Source organism: Winogradskyella marincola (assembly GCF_029624125.1).
In the GTDB taxonomy this organism is placed as follows: Bacteria; Bacteroidota; Bacteroidia; order Flavobacteriales; family Flavobacteriaceae; genus Winogradskyella; species Winogradskyella marincola.
The window spans coordinates 14,614-33,479 of record NZ_JARSBN010000004.1 but is presented as its reverse complement, the minus strand read 5'-3'; the positions used below and the strand labels follow the sequence as shown (position 1 = coordinate 33,479).

The window sequence follows — 18,866 nt, the reverse complement described above, 5'->3', positions numbered from 1 at the left end:
TATGAAAGAGAACAAAAACCGATATCTAAAATTATCAGGTCTAGAACCATTAATAATAACGCCAGAAAGTAATTTTATAAACGTTGGCGAGCGCACTAACGTTACAGGTTCGCGTAAATTTTTACGATTAATAAAAGAAGAAAACTATGCCGAAGCATTAGATGTTGCGAGAGACCAAGTGGAAGGTGGCGCGCAAATCATAGATGTCAATATGGATGAAGGTATGCTTGACGGAAAACACGCAATGGTAACCTTCTTAAATCTTATCGCATCAGAGCCAGATATTGCACGATTACCCATAATGATCGATAGCTCAAAATGGGACATTATCGAAGCAGGTTTGCAAGTCGTACAAGGTAAATCGGTTGTAAATTCTATCAGTTTAAAAGAAGGCGAAGCGACTTTTATTCATCACGCAAAACTTATTAAACGTTATGGTGCAGCTGTGATTGTTATGGCGTTTGATGAAGATGGGCAAGCCGATACCTACGAGCGCAGGATAGAAATCTGTAAACGCTCTTACGATATTTTGGTAAATCAAGTTCATTTTCCACCAGAAGACATCATTTTCGATCCTAATATTTTTCCTGTAGCAACCGGAATGGAAGAGCATCGTTTAAATGCTTTGGACTTTTTTAATGCTACAAAATGGATTAAAGAAAATCTACCTTATGCCAGCGTTTCTGGTGGCGTAAGTAACGTGTCATTTTCTTTTAGAGGAAACAACGTTGTGCGTGAAGCTATTAACGCAGCATTTTTATATCACGCGATTCAACACGGAATGAATATGGGAATCGTAAACCCAACAATGTTGGAAGTGTATGACGAAATTCCGAAGGATTTATTAGAACACGTTGAAGATGTACTTTTTGATAAACGAGACGATGCAACCGAACGTTTACTAGAATTTGCCGAAACCGTAAAAGGGCAGAAAAAAGACGATGTAGCAAAGGTACAAGAATGGCGAAGCGAACCTTTGCAAGACCGTATTACGCACGCTTTAGTAAAAGGTATTGATGCCTTTATTGTTGAAGATGTAGAAGAAGCAAGACAAGCGGTAAACAAACCTATTCAAGTAATCGAAGGTCACTTAATGACCGGAATGAATGTAGTTGGCGATTTGTTTGGAAGCGGAAAAATGTTTTTGCCTCAAGTGGTAAAATCGGCACGTGTGATGAAAAAAGCAGTTGCTTATTTACAGCCTTATATTGAAGCAGAAAAAGACGATTCGCAACGTTCAAACGGTAAAATTTTAATGGCAACTGTAAAAGGCGATGTGCACGATATTGGTAAAAATATTGTGAGTGTTGTTTTGGGTTGTAATAATTACGAGATCGTGGATTTAGGCGTTATGGTTCCGCCAGAAAAAATCATTGAAACTGCCAAAAAGGAAAACGTCGATGTTATTGGATTAAGCGGTTTAATTACACCATCGTTAGACGAGATGGTTTACGTTTCGCAAGAAATGGAAAAACAAGGATTTAATATTCCGTTGTTAATTGGTGGCGCAACAACATCTAGAGCGCATTCTGCGGTAAAAATTGCACCACATTATTCTAATACTGTAGTGCACGTTAACGATGCGTCTAGAGCTGTAACGGTTGTTGGAAATCTGTTGCAGAAAGACAATAATGTTTACAAAGAACAAATTCGTGAGGAATATGAAAAATTCCGTGAGCAGTTTCTAAAACGTGGTAAACAAAAAGAATATGTGACTATTGAAGAAGCGCGTGAACGAAAGTTTAAAATCGATTGGAAGACAACCGACATTGTAAAACCAAAACAATTAGGAATACAAGATATTCAAGATTTTGATATTACGATTTTAGAAGATTATATCGATTGGTCGCCATTTTTTAGAAGTTGGGATTTACACGGAAAATATCCAGATATCTTAACCGACGATATTGTTGGTAAACAAGCAACCGAATTGTTTAAAGACGCTAAAGTCTTACTTCAAAAAGTGTTTGATGAAAAGCTATTGAAAGCCAAAGCGGTTTTTGGATTATTTCCTGCAAATACTGTAAATGATGATGATATTGAAGTAACGGTTGAAAACCAAACACCAAACACCAAACACCAATTCCTAACACTGCGTCAGCAACTCAAAAAACGAGAAGGCGTTCCAAACTTTGCATTAGCCGATTTTATCGCGCCTAAAGACACAGGAATTCAAGATTACATCGGTTGTTTTTGCGTAACTACAGGTTTTGGAACTGAGCAATTAGCAAAAGAATTTGAAGAGAATCACGACGATTATAATTCCATAATGATAAAAGCGTTAGCCGATAGATTAGCTGAAGCTTTCGCAGAATATTTACACAAAGAAGTAAGAACCAAACATTGGAATTACGTTTCTGAAGAAAACTTAACCAACGAAGATTTAATTGCCGAAAGTTACAAAGGTATTCGTCCTGCGCCAGGTTATCCAGCCTGTCCAGATCATTTAGAGAAACAAACCATTTGGGAAATTTTAAAAGTCGAAGAAACTATTGGTGTAAAACTAACCGAAAGTCTTGCGATGTGGCCAGCAGCAAGTGTTAGCGGTTATTATTTTGCAAATCCAGAAGCTAAATATTTTGGATTAGGAAAAATTACCGAAGATCAATTAGACGATTACGCCAAACGAAGAGGTATTAGCAAAGAAGACGCTGCAAAATGGTTAAATCCAAATTTGAGCCCATCCTAGCCTTCCCAAAGGGAAAGAGCTCTCAACAGTTTAAAAAATTATATTAATATTTAAAAAAGTCCCCTTTGGGGATTCAGGGGGATGAAAGTAACAGAACACATAAAAAACGCTAACGGAAAAACTTTGTTTTCGTTTGAAATTATTCCGCCAAAAAAAGGTAACAGCATACAACAATTGTATAATAATATTGATCCTTTAATGGAATTTAAACCGCCTTTTATTGATGTAACAACGTCTAGAGAAGAGTATGTTTATATCGAGAAAGAAGGGCTTTTGGACCGAAAAATTACACGTATGCGACCAGGAACGGTTGGTATTTGTGCAGCGATAAAACATAAGTACGATGTAGATACGGTTCCGCATGTATTGTGTGGCGGATTTACAAAAGAAGAAACCGAATACTTGCTTGTAGATTGTCATTATTTAGGGATTGAAAATGTAATGGCGTTGCGTGGCGATGCGATGAAACATCAGCAGTATTTTGAGGCTTGCAAAGGCGGACATCAATTTGCTAAAGATTTGGTAGGGCAAATTCAGAACTTGAATAAAGGTAAATATCTTCATGATGTTATCGAGGTTGATGATAAAGCAGATTTTTGTATTGGCGTTGCTGGATATCCAGAAAAACATATTGAAGCACCATCTTTAAAAACCGATTTAAAACGTCTTAAAGAAAAAGTAGATGCTGGCGCAGATTACGTAGTTACACAAATGTTTTTTGATAATAAAAAGTATTTTGAGTTTGTAGACGCTGCAAAACAAGAAGGTATAAATGTGCCTATAATTCCCGGTATAAAACCTATTGCAGTAAAACGCCATTTACAGTTGTTACCACAAGTGTTTAAAATAGACTTGCCAGAAGATTTAATAGATGCAATTGATAATTGTAGCACTAACGAGCAAGTAAGACAAGTTGGTGTAGAATGGGCTATACAACAATCTAAAGAGTTACAAAACGCTGGCGTACCTGTTTTACATTACTATTCTATGGGAAAAAGTGATAATATTAAAGCGATTGCCAAAGCGGTATTTTAATAAATCTCTTTACTTACATTGGGATAACATTTCTGTAATTGAATAATAATTTCTTAACCTTTTGTTGCTGTATTGCTAAGCTTCATAAGTACGATATTACAGAAATTTGCACCAAAACCAAATCTCATGAAAAAGTATAGATTAGAACTCGGTTTTGCATTGAAGTTAATGGCAATAACACTGTTATCTTTAGTAGCAACGTTGTTTTTAAATTAAATATTCTGTTACTTTTGCCAGTAACCATATGAATATGAAGTACTGGCTTACAAGTTTTACAGTTTTGTTTGGGCTATTGATGTTTTCTCAAGAAAAGGATAACTCAAACTCCTACTTAGATGTTAATTATTTCTCTGGAAATATAGCACTTCATAACAACGATATCCTTCATCTTATTAAAGGCCATCCTGAAGGTGTAATTCTAAGTTGGAACAAAAAAACCTTTGGAGAGGAAGCCTGGCAACAACGTTTTAATTATCCAGACTATGGTGCTTCCTTTATTTATCAAGATTTAAAGAATGATGTGCTTGGTGAAATTTTTGGGCTTTATGCGCATTATAATTTCTACTTTTTTAAGCGCAATCTTATGTTTAGGATTGGGCAAGGTTTTGCCTATAATACCAATCCGTATCATAAGATAGATAATCACAAAAACGTAGCATTTGGTTCTCATATACTCAGCTCTACTTACCTAATGCTTAATTATAAGAAAGAACGTATTTTTAATAGGTTTGGTTTGCAAGGAGGTTTGTCTTTATTGCATAATTCTAATGCTAATGTAAAAGCACCAAACACAAGTGTTAATACGGTGTCTTTAAGCTTGGGTCTTACCTATAATTTAGATGAAGAAACTGTGGAGTATAGAGATGATCTTACCGATGAAAAAATCACAGAACGTATTAAATACAATATCGCTTTTAGAAGCGGTATAAACCAAAGTGATGTTATTGGGAGCGGACAGTATCCTTTTTATATTTTGTCGGCTTATGCAGATAAACGATTGAGCAATGTTAGTGCTATTCAGTTAGGTGCAGAGGTGTTCTTTTCTAACTTTTTAAAAGAACTTATTTATTATCAATCGGTTTCTTTTCCTGAATTAGATGTTACAGGAGAAGAAGATTATAAACGAGTAGGATTGTTTGTGGGTCATGAGTTGTTTATCAATAAAATGTCTGTAGAATCTCAAGTTGGTTACTATGTGTATTATCCTTACGATTTTGAAGGAAGAATGTACTTAAGAATTGGTTTAAAACGCTATTTTGGTAAGAAATTCTTTGGAGCTGTAACCTTGAAATCTCATGGTGCTAAAGCAGAAGCTGTTGAATTTGGAATTGGAGTAAGATTATAAATTTGTCATTCCTACGAAGGCAGGAATCTATTTTAGATATGAAGAAAATAGTTTATTTATTGGTTTTTCTAGTTTTTGCTTGCAACAGCGAAGACGCTAATGATTGCTTTCAAACATCAGGAACTATAGTGCAACAAGATGTTGATGTTGTTGGTTTTGAAAGAATCTTAGTGAATAGAGATATAACGTTAATCATCACTGAAGCACCAGAATATAAAGTTACTATTGAAACAGGTGAAAACTTAATCAATGATGTAAAGGCTGAGGTTATTGGCGATAGATTAGTGCTTATGGATGATAATAATTGTAATTATGTAAGAGATTATGGCATTACAAAGATTTATGTAGAAGCGCCAAATCTTACAGAAATAAGAACATCTTCGCAGTATGAAATTTCATCCAATGGAGTGTTAACCTATCCTAGTTTAAGATTACTGTCTGAAGATTTTAATGAAGCCACAGATTTTACCGTTGGTGATTTTAGATTGTCTATAAATTCAGAGAGTTTAAATATAACTTCAAATAATATTTCATCATTTTATATCAATGGTGAAGTAGAAAATTTGTTTATTGGTTTTTTCTCTGGTTCTGGACGTTTTGAAGGTGAAAATTTAATCGCTCAAAATGTAGAAGTAAATCACAGAGGTAGTAATGATATGGTTGTAAATCCACAAGCATCACTCACGGGAATTTTAAGAGGTACAGGCGATCTTATTTCTGTGAATGAACCACCAATTGTAGAGGTAGAGCGTGTTTATACTGGTCAGTTGTTTTTTGATTAGTGTCCTCTAAATCCTCCTTGATATTAGGGTGGGAAATTTTTGTTTTCAGATAGGTGTCTTATTCAATTAAAGTTATTTTTTTATTTTCCACTGTTACGATAACTGATTCTTGTTCATGATTAAAAATGTTATTCCATTTTATATTTATTTTTTGAACATGAGTAGTATTCTTTAATATTATTATCTGTAAATCTTCAATGTTAAAACCATCTAACTTTTGATGATACCCTTGTCCATATTTTAACGGATTGTGGCCAATAAAAAGTCCTGTAATAATATCGTCATAATCAACAATAATATTTTTGTCTTTTAATTTATCGTTTGTGTTGTTAACCAATTTGTCCTTATTGATTATAGAGTTTAATTTTTCTGAATCTTTAGAGTGTATAGCATAAACAAACTCATAACAGAAGTTGTTAATTTCATTGTCACTTATCTTACTTTCACAAGAAAGGAAAATGATAAAAACAACTAATAGAAATTTTTTAATCAATTAGATTTGATTTTTGAATAGTACTTTGAATTTATTTTCTTTAGGAAGTTAGTTCAGGTTGGGCTCTCTTTAACTCGTCAATTCCCTAAACAAACTTTCTAAACTTGCATTTTTTTGGTTAAGCTGAAGAATTTTCAATTCGTTATCGTGGGCAAAATCAAAAACATGAGAACGCATATCTTCTTTAGTTGAAAATGTGATTTCGTAAACAAACTCATACGTGTTTTTTACAGAGGCAACCTTAGGTAAACGCAATAGAAAAGCATCCTCAACACGATAATCAAATTCAACAATAATAACCTGTTCTTGCCCTTCTCTAAGGTCTTTAAGGTATTTGTCAGCAACCACTTCTCCTTTGTTGATTATTATAACGCGATCGCACATGGCTTCAACTTCTTGCATAATGTGTGTAGAGAGGAATACGGTTTTTTCTTTGCCAATAGTTTTTATAAGGTTTCTAATATCTACCAGTTGGTTTGGGTCTAAGCCTGTTGTTGGTTCATCTAAAATTAAAACATCAGGATTGTGTAGTAGCGCATTTGCTAGGCCAACACGTTGTCTGTAACCCTTAGAAAGTTGCCCTATTTTTTTGTGAGCTTCTGGTGTTAGTCCTGTAAGTTCAATAACCTCATTAATTCTGGACTTTGGTGTGTCATACACATTGGCATTAAAGTTTAAATACTCTTTTACATACAGATCTGTGTAAAGCGGATTGTGTTCTGGTAAGTAACCCACACTTTTCTGTACGCTTTTTTTGTCCTTAGAAACATTAAATCCGTTAACGTTAGCATCGCCTTCAGAAGCTTCAATATACGTGGTAAGAATCTTCATCATGGTTGATTTTCCGGCACCATTTGGACCAAGGAAACCAACAATTTCGGCATCTTTTACTTTAAAAGAAACGTTGTTTAATGCTTTTTGATCTTTATATAATTTTGAAATATTATGGACTTCAATAGACATAATTCAGAATGTTTGAATTTCTTTTCCCTCGTTAAAAAACAGGTTTGTAGTACAATTTTAGTTATAAATTAATTAAGATAACGCTCTTTTATCATATTAATTATAAGATTAAAGTTAACGAATTTACCTTAGTAACAAACTTTAAAAAAATAAGGGTAGATTAGTCTAAAACTTAATCTACCCTTATTGTGGTTATATAATGTTAGCAAACAATAACTTGTTTATTCTTTTATAAATTTTGTTGTGTTGCCGTTGTCAAACTTTAAAAAGTACATTCCATTAGCTAAGTTTTGGATGTCTATTTTGTTGTCGCTAGTTAAAGCAGCGCTTGTAATTTTTGCACCTAAACTATTATAGATACTATAATTTTTTAAGTCTGATGCTTCTTTGATATAAATAAAGTCAGAAGATGGAATTGGGTATATAGTTGTATTGTCATAGCTAAACTCATTAGTGCCTAATGTAGAATCTGTAAATACAATATCATCAAGAGCAAAAGAGTCAGATCCAATGCTACTTGTTATGGTAAATGAGGTTACGTTAGTCCAGTTTAAAGTTATGGTTGCTCCCGTTCCATATGTAAGATCTTGATCAACACTAGAGTTGCTGCCACCTGAAGGAGTAAAGGTGTAAGTGCGAGTTCCAGAATAGGAATAAGCTGCAAGTGTATATACAGAAGTTATATCAATAGGAGAGCTAAACGTAACTGTTGCAGATTCTCCAGAATCGGTTTGGTATGTGTATACAACATTACCTGAAGAGCCCGAAAATCCTCCGCCATCAATAAGCTTTGCGTCATCTGCAGAGTATGATGAGGTAAATGTAGCAGTGATACCAGAGACAGTTTGGGTTATCCCGTTACCAGTATCTGTAGCACTTTCCCAGTCAAAAGTTTGAGCAAAAGAAAAGATGCTAATTAGTAAAAAACAATAAGTAAAGTAGATTTGTTTCATTTGTAAAATAAATTAATTGATAGTATTTAGGGTTTGCTAACTTGCTTGAAATAAAAAATGAGTAAAATTAAATAATATCTAATTTTAGAATAGTTTTTATTAAAGAAACTTTAAAACTTTGTGTGTAATTCAAAAAAGATTTCTCAACAATTTTGATTTGTGAAAATATTATTTACTTTAGCCTCATAGAATTATGACAAACACATCTAGAGCATATTATAACTGGTTTTATTTCTTTTTTAACGAAAGAAACGAGGCTTAGTATGTTTTAGTGAATAAAATATAAGTTTAAAAAAGTCTCGAATTATTCGAGACTTTTTTTTGTTATGACAAAACCAATAGCCATACAAGGAATAAGAGGGTCGTTTCATCACGAGGTGGTTCAGAAATACTTCAGTGCAACTGCAGAAGTCATTGAGTGCATGTCTTTTGATAGCGCAGTAGACAACTTGTTGCAAAAGCAAACAGATAGCATGGTTATGGCATTAGAGAATTCTATCGCAGGTTCTATAATTCCAAATTATGCACTTATAGATTCGCACAATCTTAGTATTGTAGGTGAGTATTATTTAGATATTCAGCATAATTTATTAGCCTTAAAAGGCGAAACATTAGCCACTATAAAAGAAGTGCACTCGCATCCTATGGCCTTGCTACAATGTAAAGTGTTTTTTAAAGATCATCCACATATTAAATTGGTAGAAGCAAAAGATACTGCAGATGTTGCTAAGAAAATTGCAGAAGAAAATAGTAAAGGAATCGCAGCAATAGCAAGCAAAAATGCAGCAAATTTATATCAGTTAGAGGTTTTGGCAGAGAGCATACAAACCATAAAGCATAACGAAACTCGCTTTGTTATTGTTAAGCGAGAAAATAACGGACTTAAACGAAAAGAAATCAATAAGGTATCCTTAAAGTTTGAATTAGATCATAAACGTGGTAGTTTAGCTACAATACTCAATGTATTGAGTGATTGTAAATTAAACCTAACTAAAATTCAATCCTTACCAAAAATTGAGACTCCTTGGAAGTACGCCTTCTTTGTAGATGTTACTTTTGAAGACTACAAAGATTACCAAAAGGCACATGCTATTATGCATATTATGGCAGAGAATTTTAAAGTGTTAGGTGAATATAAAAATGCAAAAACATGATTGAAGTAGCCAACCGTTTAAAACATGTCGAAGAATATTACTTTTCTAAAAAGTTAAGAGAAGTCGCTTTTCTGCAATCTCAAGGAAAACCAATTATAAATTTAGGTATTGGTAGTCCGGATTTAGAGCCGCCTTTTAAAGCCACAATGCTCTTAAAAGATAGCTTAGATGAAGAAGGGGCAAATAAGTACCAAAGTTATCAAGGCTTACCAGAGTTAAGAGATGAGATCGCCAGGTTTTATAAAAAAAGATATAAGGTAAACCTTAGTGGTAAGACAGAAGTGTTGCCACTTTTAGGAAGTAAAGAAGGCATTATGCATATCTCAATGGCTTTTTTAAATCCAGGTGATGAAGTACTTATTCCAAATCCAGGATATCCAACATATTCTGCGGTGACTAAATTGTTAGAAGCAAAACCAGTTTTTTACGATTTAAAGGAAGAGAATCATTGGTTGCCAGATTTTGTTGCCTTAGAACGTTTAGATCTCAGTAAGGTAAAAATTATGTGGATCAGCTATCCGCATATGCCAACAGGAGCTAACGCACCAAACAAGTTTTATGACGAAGTTATAGCCTTTGGAAGACGACACAATATTTTAATAGTAAACGATAATCCGTATAGTTTTATTCTAAACAAAAAACCTATCAGCATCATGCGTTATAACCATGCTAAGGAGGTTTGTTTGGAGTTAAATTCATTTAGCAAAACCTTTAATATGGCAGGTTGGCGAGTTGGTATGCTTGTGGGAAGTTATGAGCATCTTAATGCAGTGCTAAAGGTAAAAAGTAATATGGATTCCGGAATGTTTTATGCTGTTCAAAAAGGAGCGATAGAAGCCTTAAAATGTTCAGATATGTGGTTTGTAAGTTTAAATAGTGTATACGAACAAAGACGAGAACTTATCTGGAAACTTGCAGAAGCTTTAAACTGTACCTATGATGAGTATGCAACAGGTATGTTTGTTTGGGCAAAGTTGCCACCACACTTAAAGTCTGAAGAATTTACCGATTTAGTATTAAAAGAACATTCAATATTTATAACACCAGGAACGGTTTTTGGAAGTAATGGAGAAGGCTATGTGCGTTTTTCATTGTGCTCTCCAGAAGAACAAATAAAAGAAGCGATAGCGCGAGTTTAGATAGATGAAACAGGTATTTATCATAGGAGTAGGATTAATAGGTGGAAGTTTTGCCTTAGATATAAAAAAGCAAAATCCAGAATGTCTTGTGTATGGTATAGACAAGAGTGAAGCGCATTTAGATAAAGCAAAAACTCTGGGTATTATAGATAAAAAGGCTACTTACGAAGATTTAAGTACAGCAGATGTTGTTATTGTGGCCATACCTGTAGATGCTACTTTAGAAGTGTTACCAAAAGTATTAGATCTGGTTTCGGATGAGACCGTTGTGTTTGATGCTGGTTCAACCAAAGAAGATATTTGTCTTAAGGTAAAAAATCATCCAAAACGTAGAAATTTTTTAGCAGCACATCCTATTGCTGGTACAGAATTTTCAGGGCCTGATGCAGCAATTCATAATTTATATAACAACAAGACAAATATTATTTGTGAAGTTGAAGAAACAGCTTTCAAGCTTCAGGAAAAAGCATTAAAACTGTTTACTGATTTAGGAATGCGTATTCGTTATATGAATCCTAAAGCACACGACAAACACATTGCCTATGTGTCGCATTTGTCGCATATAAGCTCTTTTATGTTGGGTAAAACAGTAATAGAAAAAGAGAAAAACGAACGCGATATTTTTGATATGGCTGGCAGTGGTTTTGCGAGTACAGTACGTTTAGCAAAAAGTTCACCAGCTATGTGGACACCAATTTTTAAACAAAACAAGGCTAATGTTATTGAAACTTTAGAGGAATATATAGATAACCTTAAGCATTTCAAGAAATTAATGTTAGAAGATAACTTTGAAGCAGTTTTTAAAGAAATGGAAACCACCAATCACATCAAAGATATTTTAAGCGGAATAGAATAAAAATTAAGAAAAAGAAGATTAATAGTAAGATGGAAAACAAGAAAGAATTGAGAAATTGGTTAGATGCTTTTAACTTAGATCATCCTTTAGTTATCGCAGGACCATGCAGTGCAGAAACAGAAGAGCAGGTTTTAAAAATAGCGCATCAGCTTAAAGATAGTGATGCAACGGTATTTAGAGCAGGTATCTGGAAACCAAGAACACGTCCAGGTAATTTTGAAGGAGTAGGAGCGCTTGGGTTAAAGTGGCTTCAAAAAGCAAAAGAAGAAACAGGCATGCTTATTACTACAGAAGTAGCAAATGCTAACCATGTAGAATTAGCTTTAAAGCACGATGTAGATATCCTTTGGATAGGTGCTCGTACAACTGTGAGTCCTTTTATAGTACAAGATATTGCAGATGCATTAAAAGGAACAGATAAGCCTGTGTTAATTAAAAACCCAGTAAACCCTGACTTGTCATTGTGGTTAGGAGCAGTAGAGCGTTTTTATACAGCTGATGTTAAGAATTTAGGTGTTATTCACAGAGGATTTTCAACCTACGAAAAAACGCGTTATAGAAATAACCCAGAGTGGCAAGTAGCTGTAGATTTACAAAATCGTTTTCCGGATTTGCCATTAATTTTAGATCCATCGCACATTGCAGGACGAAGAGATATTATTTTTGATTTAAGCCAAACAGCATTAGATCTAAATTACGATGGTTTAATGATAGAAACACATCACGATCCAGATAATGCATGGAGCGATGCTGCTCAGCAAATAACACCAGAAACTTTAATAAAGTACACAGAAGATCTACGTATTAGAAAAGAAGTAGGTGAGGCAACAGAATTTAAGAATAAGATAAATACACTAAGAACTCAGATTGATGTAATAGATCATCAATTAATAGAAATGCTTGGGAAACGAATGACAGTAGCAGACGACATAGGTCAACTAAAAAAGGATCATAATGTAGCAGTGTTACAATCTAAGCGTTGGAATGAGATTTTAGGGAAAATGATACTTCAAGGGGAAGAGAAAAACTTAAGCGAAGAGTTTATACTTAGAGTATTTAAGGCTATTCATCAAGAATCGATTAATCATCAAGAGAAGATAATTAAATCTTAGGTTAATCTACCAAATAAAAAAGGCTCGCTATTGCGAGCCTTTTTTATTGTTGTTAAATGCTGCGTTTAAAAATATATCTGGTTACAAAAATACCTTGTCCATCATCCTTGCCAGCATCACTTTCAGAAGAGCTAACTACAAAGGCTAATTCCCATCCTTCAGTAGCCATTGCTGTTAATTTGGAAGAAACAAGAGCATCATTGGCAACGATATTTTGAAAACGAATTCCGCCTAGATTGTAGAAATTAAGGAGCTTGGTTTCTTCAAAATCTTTTACACGAATATCCTTACGTTTCGATTTATTTCTTGTGTTGTCATCTTCAGTTTGCTCAGTAGTAAATTCAGAATAATCTCTATCTACATTAGAAGATATAAGTCTAGAACGTCCTAGTCCATTCGGGACTATAGACTCTACACTTGTAATGACTTTGTACTCAATTTGATTAGTTGGTTTTTCATCTTTTGAATTTTCTTTATTGATAAAAGAAAACGAAATAAAGCCAATTACAATGGCTAGGGCTAATAAGAAATTTTTTTTCATTGTGTTAGTTTTTTGATTACACATAAAATTAAAGACTATTTTAGTTAAAAGTTGTTACTTTGCTATTATTTTAATTACTGAATGACAGGAACAGTTTATAAATCTACCGGAAGTTGGTATACCGTTAAGACAATGAACGGTAAATTTTATGAGTGTAGGATAAAGGGCAGGTTTAGAATTCAAGGTATAAAAAGTACCAATCCTATTGCTGTTGGAGACAAAGTAGAGTTTGAGTTAGAAACCAAAAATAATACAGAAACAGGTGTTATACATCGCATAGAAGAGCGTAGCAACTACATTGTTAGAAAATCAGTAAACTTATCTAAGCAAACGCATATCATTGCAGCAAATGTAGACCAAGTGTTTTTATTGGTTACTATAGATAATCCACCAACGTTTACCAGTTTTATAGATCGTTTTTTAGTGACTGCTGAAGCATATTCGGTAAACACAGTCTTGGTATTTAATAAAATAGATACTTACGATAACGAAAAGATGTTAGAAGTAAAGTATCTGCAAAGTATCTATAAAAAAATAGGATACGAGTGTATTGAAATATCAGCTGCTACAGGACATAATATTGAAAAGATAAAAGCCTTAATGATAGGTAAGGTGAGTATGTTTTCTGGTCATTCTGGTGTGGGTAAATCTACTCTGGTTAATGCAATAGAGCCATCTTTAGACCTTAAAACCAAAGCCATTTCAGAACAGCATATGCAAGGACAGCATACAACTACTTTTGCAGAGATGTTCGATTTAAGTTTTGATGCTAAAATCATAGATACACCAGGTATTAAAGGTTTTGGTGTTGTAGATATGGAAAAGGAAGAGGTAGGTGATTATTTTCCTGAGTTTTTTGCTTTAAAGCAAGATTGTAAATTCAATAATTGTTTGCACTTAAAAGAACCAAAGTGTGCGGTTAAAGAGGCCTTAGAAAATGATGAAGTGTCTTACTCCAGATATCGAAGTTATATTCAGATTTTAGAAGGAGATGAAGAGCATTACAGAACAGATAATTGGGATAACGAATGAAAATAGTAATTCAAAGAGTTTCAGAAGCTTCAGTAGTCATTAACCAAAAGCAAGTTGCTTCAATAGAGCACGGTCTTTTAGTTTTATTAGGTATTGTTGATGAAGATACCCAAGAGGATATCGATTGGTTATGTAATAAGATTGTAAACCTTCGAGTATTTCCAGACGAAAACGGTGTTATGAATACGTCGCTACTTAATGCTGATGGTAACATTATTGTGGTTAGTCAATTTACACTTCATGCTAGCACCAAAAAAGGAAACAGACCAAGTTATATAAAGGCTGCCAAGCCAGATGTTGCAATTCCGCTTTATGAAAATTTCATTTCAACCATCCAAAATTCTCTTGGAAAACCTGTGCAAACAGGTGAGTTTGGTGCAGACATGAAAGTGCAACTTATTAACGATGGTCCTGTTACAATTATAATAGACTCTAAAAACAGAGAGTAGTTTCTAGTTTTTTTTAAAAACTAAAACAGTTTGTCGAATATTACTTCGTTGTAAGGATTTTAATACATGAAATATTTGAGGAACTGATTTTACTTTTTATATTGTGCTGCCAATCAATTCAATATAAATACTGCATGAAATATATTTCCACAGCAATATTCCTATTCATTACTATTGCTGGTTTTTCCCAATCCGAAGATTTATATAAACTTGAATCCATTCCTGTTGATTTAAAAACAAAAGCAAATGCTGTTGTAAGACTTAATGATGTTAGTGTTGTTATAACATCTAAAGATGAGTTGAGTATTAAAGAAAAGCGAATTGTTACTGTTTTAAACGAAAAAGGGAATTCTGCTATAGGTGCTTATGCCAGTTATGATAAGTACAATAAGATAAAAAAAATTGAAGCCAGAATTTTTGATGAATCTGGTGAAGAAATAAAAAAGTTTAAGAAGCGAGATTTTATAGATAGAAGTGCTGTAGATGGTGGTACATTATATTCAGATTCTAGAGTGCTTTTAATGGGATACACGCCAGCAACCTACCCTTATACTGTAGAGTTTTATTATGAGTTAGAGTCGTCCAATACTGCTGCGATACCAACATGGAGACCTATAACAGGTTATTACGTAGGTGTAGAAAAAGATATCTATAATTTACAGGATAATGAAGATTTGGGATTAAGGTTTAAAGAAAAAAACCTTCAAGATTATAATATAACAAAGAGTAATTCTTCTACATCTTTAAGTTATACTTTAGAAAATGCTTTGCCTATAGCTCCAGAGGATTTAAGTCCTTCGTATTATAATTATTACCCACAGGTATTAGTTGCAATGGAGAATTTTTCATTTTATGGTGTAGAAGGAAAAGCAAAAAACTGGTTAGAATTTGGAGACTGGATAAATGACGCCTTGCTAAAAGGAAGAAACGAAGTTACAGAAGAAACAAAACAGGAAGTTTTAGGTATAACAGCAAACCTTGATGATCCTATAGAAAAAGCTAAAGCAGTTTTTCAATTTGTTCAAGAAAATACCAGATATATTAGTGTACAAGTTGGTATAGGTGGAGTGCAGCCCATACCAGCATTAGAAGTAGATCAATTAAAATACGGTGACTGTAAAGGATTAACCAACTATACTAAATCGCTGTTAGAAGTTGTGGGAGTTACATCCTATTACTGTATTGTAGAAGCTGGTAGAGAAATTATAGACTTGGAGGATGATTTTGCATCTTTAGAGCAAGGAAATCATATCATTTTAGCAATACCTACAGATGGAGATACCGTTTGGTTAGATTGTACAAGTCAATTGCATCCTTTTAATTTTATTGGAGATTTTACAGACAACAGAAATGTTCTTGTGGTAAAGCCAAGTGGTAGTGAGATTGTAAAAACACAATTGTATGTAGATAGTTCAAATTATCAGTTAACTACTGCAGATATCAAATTAAAAGCTGATGGTAGTTTTGCATCTAAGATTAATAGAAAAACAAGAGGCTTACAGTACGATGATAGATTTTATATAGAACGAAGAGCAAACGACAAGGTTAATGAATATTATAAATACCACTGGAGTTACATTAATAACTTGGAGATTTTGGGTTATAAGTTTCATAACAATAAAGTTGACGTAGAATTTACAGAAGATGTAGATGTAGAAGCAAGTGCTTATGCTTCGGTTTCTGGAGATAGATTACTCTTTAAGCCTAATGTGTTCAATCAAAATTCTTATGTGCCAACAAGATATAGATCCAGAAAAATGCCAATAGATATTTCCCGAGGCTATTTAGACGAGGATATTTTTAAGGTGGAGATTCCAGAAGGTTTTGAAATAGAGGCTTTGCCAGAAAATATAGAGATTAACAACAAATTTGGCGAATACCACTTTGAAATCAGTACTTCAGACAATATAATTACTTACAAAAGAAAGTTGTTCTTAAAAAAAGGACAATACCCTAATACAGATTACAAAAATTACAGAGACTTTAGAAAACAAATCTCAAAAGCCGATAACTCTAAAATAGTACTAAAATCAATCAAATAGTCATGATCAAAAACATTTATTTACTGCTGTTTATTCTAAGTTTTACACAAGTTTCATTTTCACAAGAGATAGAATTTGGAGAAGTGTCTAAAGAAGAATTATCAGAAAAATTTTACGAAAAAGATTCTTCTGCCAATGCAGTAGTACTCTATAAAAAAACAAGAACGTTTTATGGAGCTAACGCATCTTCTGTAGAGTTGGTTACAGAGGTTCATGAGCGAATCAAAATCTATAATAAAGAAGGATTTGATAAAGCAACAGTAACCGTAAATTTGTTTAAAAGCAGATCTAGCAAAGAACGAATCGGAAAGTTAAAAGCTTATACCTATAATCTGGAAAACAATAAAATTATTGAAACAAAACTAGATAAGGATCAGATTTTTGAAAATGAATATAGCTATAACTATAAGCAAGTTAAGTTTACAATGCCAAACGTAAAAGAAGGTTCAGTTATAGATATAACCTACAAGATTACATCGCCTTTTGTATTGTCAATAGACGAGTTAAGGTTGCAATCTGATATTCCAATTAAGCACATTGAGGCAGAGGTGCAAACGCCTGATGGATATAATTTTAGAACAAAAACAAAAGGAAATATTAGCTTTTTTCCTCAGCGTTCTAGAAAAAGATCTTCAGCCTTAGATAGAACTATGGATATACTCAATTATACATTAAACGATGTGCCAGCGCTAAAAGAAGAAGCCTTTGTAGATAACATTAATAATTACAGAGCAGGTGTTATGTTTGAGCTGATATCTATCGTAACTCCATCAATCAATAGGTATTATGCCCAAAATTGGGGAGATGTTGCAAAGACTATTGGTAGTGATGATGATTATAAAAATGAATTGGATAAAACCAATTCTTTCGACGATGCATTAGATGAATTAATTTCAGACAACCAAACAGAAGTAGATAAAATGAAATCTATTTTTAAGTATGTAAAAGACAATATTCAATGGAATGGTATTGATGGAAAATATTTTTACAATGGCATAAGAAAAACTCTAAAAGAGAAAAAAGGAAATGTAGCGGACATTAATCTAACACTTGTAGGAATGTTGAGGTATGCAGGTATTGATGCAAACCCGTTAATTATTAGTACAAAAGAAAACTCAATTCCTTTTTTTCCAACTGTAGATAGATTAAATTATGTTTTAGCCTATGCAGTTATAGATGAAGAGCAATATTTCTTAGATGCTACAGACGAGTTTAGCGATGTTAATGTCTTGCCTTTAAAAGATTACAATTGGCAAGGAGTTTTGGTAGATAACAATAATATGGTTTGGAAAAAAGTAGCCATAAGAGAACCAGAAGCCGGAATAACCCAATACATGGTTAATGCCAGTGTAAGTGAAGATGGCGTTTTAGAAGGAAACCTTATGTCTAGACACACAAATCACAAAGCCTATAGTTTTAGAAATAAATACAATAGCGAAGATTTAGATGCTTACCTAACTGAGAAGGAAGAAGGATTAGAAAACATTGAAATATCTAATTACAAAGCTCAAAATGCAGAGACTTATGAAGGTTTTGTTTCAGAAACGTATGATTTTTATAAAGAAGAAGGAGCCGATGTTATCAATGATAAGTTATACATTGCGCCTATGTTATTCTTAAAATCCACAGAGAACCCTTTTAAGTTAGATGAAAGAGAATACCCAATAGATTTTGGTTACCCATTAAAGGAACGTTATATGGTTAATATTTCTATTCCAGAAAATTATACGGTAGAGTCTAGTCCAGAGCCTTTAATATTAAAACTGCCAGAAAACCTTGGGTCATTCCAGTTGTCTAATAAGATATTAGGCAACAAAATACAGCTGTCTGCTTCAGTAGAGCTAAATAAAGCATTAATGGGACCAGAAACTTATGTATATTTAAAAGAGTTCTTTAACCAAATGATTAATAAACAAAAAGAACAAGTAGTATTAACAAAAGTGAACTAATGAACATTAAAGACGCACAAAAAGAAGTAGATAATTGGATAAATGAACATGGAGTAAGATACTTTAATGAGCTTACCAATATGGCGCAATTAACAGAAGAGGTTGGTGAGGTTGCGCGTATTATAGCAAGACGTTATGGTGAGCAAAGCGAAAAAGAAAGTGATAAGGACAAAGATTTAGGAGAAGAACTGGCAGATGTTGTATTTGTTGTCCTTTGCTTAGCTAACCAAACAGGTATAGATTTGCAAGCTGCTTTTGATAAGAAAATGGATAAAAAAACAAAACGAGATCACGACAGACATCATAATAATGAAAAATTGAAGTAGTTTTGT

Annotated in this window: 17 protein-coding genes; 13 read left to right on the top strand and 4 right to left on the bottom strand. The window is 33.4% G+C overall.

Annotation, left to right across the window (positions count from 1 at the left end; genetic code table 11):
• The first annotated feature begins 1 nt into the window (after position 1).
• The 4 genes from metH to P7122_RS08035 all read left to right on the top strand — a co-directional run bounded on the left by metH (position 2) and on the right by P7122_RS08035 (position 5,851).
• Positions 2-2,689 carry a methionine synthase gene (gene metH / locus P7122_RS08050; protein ID WP_278005277.1) on the top strand — a complete coding sequence of 896 codons (2,688 nt, stop codon included), beginning with the start codon at positions 2-4 and terminating at the stop codon, positions 2,687-2,689.
• A gap of 81 nt (positions 2,690-2,770) precedes the next feature.
• Positions 2,771-3,724: a methylenetetrahydrofolate reductase [NAD(P)H] gene (gene metF, locus P7122_RS08045; RefSeq protein WP_278005276.1), complete on the top strand. Its 954-nt coding sequence runs from the start codon at positions 2,771-2,773 to the stop codon at positions 3,722-3,724.
• A 250-nt stretch (positions 3,725-3,974) separates the two neighbouring features.
• Positions 3,975-5,069: an acyloxyacyl hydrolase gene (locus tag P7122_RS08040; protein ID WP_437130087.1), complete on the top strand. Its 1,095-nt coding sequence runs from the start codon at positions 3,975-3,977 to the stop codon at positions 5,067-5,069.
• A gap of 38 nt (positions 5,070-5,107) precedes the next feature.
• Entirely contained in the window at positions 5,108-5,851 is a 744-nt protein-coding gene (locus tag P7122_RS08035) for a head GIN domain-containing protein (protein WP_278005274.1), read from the top strand.
• A gap of 58 nt (positions 5,852-5,909) precedes the next feature.
• Here the strand turns inward: P7122_RS08035 and P7122_RS08030 are convergent, their stop codons facing one another.
• The 3 genes from P7122_RS08030 to P7122_RS08020 form a co-directional block, all read right to left on the bottom strand.
• Entirely contained in the window at positions 5,910-6,344 is a 435-nt protein-coding gene (locus tag P7122_RS08030; protein WP_278005273.1) for a hypothetical protein, read from the bottom strand.
• A gap of 69 nt (positions 6,345-6,413) precedes the next feature.
• Positions 6,414-7,307: a gliding motility-associated ABC transporter ATP-binding subunit GldA gene (gene gldA, locus P7122_RS08025; protein WP_278005272.1), complete on the bottom strand. Its 894-nt coding sequence runs from the start codon at positions 7,305-7,307 to the stop codon at positions 6,414-6,416.
• 221 nt (positions 7,308-7,528) lie between these two features.
• Positions 7,529-8,260: a T9SS type A sorting domain-containing protein gene (locus P7122_RS08020; protein WP_278005271.1), complete on the bottom strand. Its 732-nt coding sequence runs from the start codon at positions 8,258-8,260 to the stop codon at positions 7,529-7,531.
• Between the two features lie 326 nt (positions 8,261-8,586).
• Here P7122_RS08020 and P7122_RS08015 point away from each other — a divergent pair, with 326 nt between their 5' ends.
• From P7122_RS08015 to P7122_RS08000, 4 genes are read left to right on the top strand one after another with little or no spacing between them, the layout of a single operon-like run.
• Positions 8,587-9,414, top strand: coding sequence for a prephenate dehydratase (locus tag P7122_RS08015; RefSeq protein ID WP_278005270.1), 828 nt, complete (start codon positions 8,587-8,589; stop codon positions 9,412-9,414).
• Complete coding sequence (locus tag P7122_RS08010; RefSeq protein WP_278005269.1) at positions 9,411-10,553, top strand: pyridoxal phosphate-dependent aminotransferase; 1,143 nt, start codon at positions 9,411-9,413, stop codon at positions 10,551-10,553. Before P7122_RS08015 ends, P7122_RS08010 begins: the two co-directional genes overlap by 4 nt.
• Before the next feature lie 4 nt (positions 10,554-10,557).
• Positions 10,558-11,409 carry a prephenate dehydrogenase gene (locus tag P7122_RS08005; RefSeq protein WP_278005268.1) on the top strand — a complete coding sequence of 284 codons (852 nt, stop codon included), beginning with the start codon at positions 10,558-10,560 and terminating at the stop codon, positions 11,407-11,409.
• Between the two features lie 29 nt (positions 11,410-11,438).
• Positions 11,439-12,521: a bifunctional 3-deoxy-7-phosphoheptulonate synthase/chorismate mutase type II gene (locus P7122_RS08000; protein ID WP_278005267.1), complete on the top strand. Its 1,083-nt coding sequence runs from the start codon at positions 11,439-11,441 to the stop codon at positions 12,519-12,521.
• A gap of 52 nt (positions 12,522-12,573) precedes the next feature.
• Here P7122_RS08000 and P7122_RS07995 read toward each other — a convergent pair whose 3' ends face one another.
• Complete coding sequence (locus P7122_RS07995) at positions 12,574-13,062, bottom strand: hypothetical protein (protein ID WP_278005266.1); 489 nt, start codon at positions 13,060-13,062, stop codon at positions 12,574-12,576.
• An 81-nt stretch (positions 13,063-13,143) separates the two neighbouring features.
• Here P7122_RS07995 and rsgA point away from each other — a divergent pair, with 81 nt between their 5' ends.
• From rsgA to P7122_RS07970, 5 genes are all read left to right on the top strand, one after another.
• Entirely contained in the window at positions 13,144-14,094 is a 951-nt protein-coding gene (gene rsgA, locus P7122_RS07990) for a ribosome small subunit-dependent GTPase A (protein ID WP_278005265.1), read from the top strand.
• Positions 14,091-14,543, top strand: a complete 453-nt coding sequence (gene dtd / locus P7122_RS07985; RefSeq protein ID WP_278005264.1) for a D-aminoacyl-tRNA deacylase — start codon at positions 14,091-14,093, stop codon at positions 14,541-14,543. Before rsgA ends, dtd begins: the two co-directional genes overlap by 4 nt.
• 134 nt (positions 14,544-14,677) lie before the next feature.
• Positions 14,678-16,585: a DUF3858 domain-containing protein gene (locus P7122_RS07980; protein WP_278005263.1), complete on the top strand. Its 1,908-nt coding sequence runs from the start codon at positions 14,678-14,680 to the stop codon at positions 16,583-16,585.
• Between the two features lie 2 nt (positions 16,586-16,587).
• Positions 16,588-18,534: a DUF3858 domain-containing protein gene (locus tag P7122_RS07975; protein ID WP_278005262.1), complete on the top strand. Its 1,947-nt coding sequence runs from the start codon at positions 16,588-16,590 to the stop codon at positions 18,532-18,534.
• Positions 18,534-18,860, top strand: coding sequence for a nucleotide pyrophosphohydrolase (locus tag P7122_RS07970; RefSeq protein ID WP_278005261.1), 327 nt, complete (start codon positions 18,534-18,536; stop codon positions 18,858-18,860). Before P7122_RS07975 ends, P7122_RS07970 begins: the two co-directional genes overlap by 1 nt.
• The last annotated feature ends 6 nt before the right edge of the window (positions 18,861-18,866 follow it).

What these genes read in the sequence shown, in the direction of transcription:
- metH (WP_278005277.1), top strand. Translation starts at nt 2, where the DNA reads ATGAAAGAGAACAAAAACCGATATCTAAAATTATCAGGTCTAGAACCA.
- metF (WP_278005276.1), top strand. Translation starts at nt 2,771, where the DNA reads ATGAAAGTAACAGAACACATAAAAAACGCTAACGGAAAAACTTTGTTT.
- P7122_RS08040 (WP_437130087.1), top strand. Translation starts at nt 3,975, where the DNA reads ATGAAGTACTGGCTTACAAGTTTTACAGTTTTGTTTGGGCTATTGATG.
- P7122_RS08035 (WP_278005274.1), top strand. Translation starts at nt 5,108, where the DNA reads ATGAAGAAAATAGTTTATTTATTGGTTTTTCTAGTTTTTGCTTGCAAC.
- gldA (WP_278005272.1), bottom strand. Translation starts at nt 7,307, where the DNA reads ATGTCTATTGAAGTCCATAATATTTCAAAATTATATAAAGATCAAAAA.
- P7122_RS08020 (WP_278005271.1), bottom strand. Translation starts at nt 8,260, where the DNA reads ATGAAACAAATCTACTTTACTTATTGTTTTTTACTAATTAGCATCTTT.
- P7122_RS08015 (WP_278005270.1), top strand. Translation starts at nt 8,587, where the DNA reads ATGACAAAACCAATAGCCATACAAGGAATAAGAGGGTCGTTTCATCAC.
- P7122_RS08010 (WP_278005269.1), top strand. Translation starts at nt 9,411, where the DNA reads ATGATTGAAGTAGCCAACCGTTTAAAACATGTCGAAGAATATTACTTT.
- P7122_RS08005 (WP_278005268.1), top strand. Translation starts at nt 10,558, where the DNA reads ATGAAACAGGTATTTATCATAGGAGTAGGATTAATAGGTGGAAGTTTT.
- P7122_RS08000 (WP_278005267.1), top strand. Translation starts at nt 11,439, where the DNA reads ATGGAAAACAAGAAAGAATTGAGAAATTGGTTAGATGCTTTTAACTTA.
- P7122_RS07995 (WP_278005266.1), bottom strand. Translation starts at nt 13,062, where the DNA reads ATGAAAAAAAATTTCTTATTAGCCCTAGCCATTGTAATTGGCTTTATT.
- rsgA (WP_278005265.1), top strand. Translation starts at nt 13,144, where the DNA reads ATGACAGGAACAGTTTATAAATCTACCGGAAGTTGGTATACCGTTAAG.
- dtd (WP_278005264.1), top strand. Translation starts at nt 14,091, where the DNA reads ATGAAAATAGTAATTCAAAGAGTTTCAGAAGCTTCAGTAGTCATTAAC.
- P7122_RS07980 (WP_278005263.1), top strand. Translation starts at nt 14,678, where the DNA reads ATGAAATATATTTCCACAGCAATATTCCTATTCATTACTATTGCTGGT.
- P7122_RS07975 (WP_278005262.1), top strand. Translation starts at nt 16,588, where the DNA reads ATGATCAAAAACATTTATTTACTGCTGTTTATTCTAAGTTTTACACAA.
- P7122_RS07970 (WP_278005261.1), top strand. Translation starts at nt 18,534, where the DNA reads ATGAACATTAAAGACGCACAAAAAGAAGTAGATAATTGGATAAATGAA.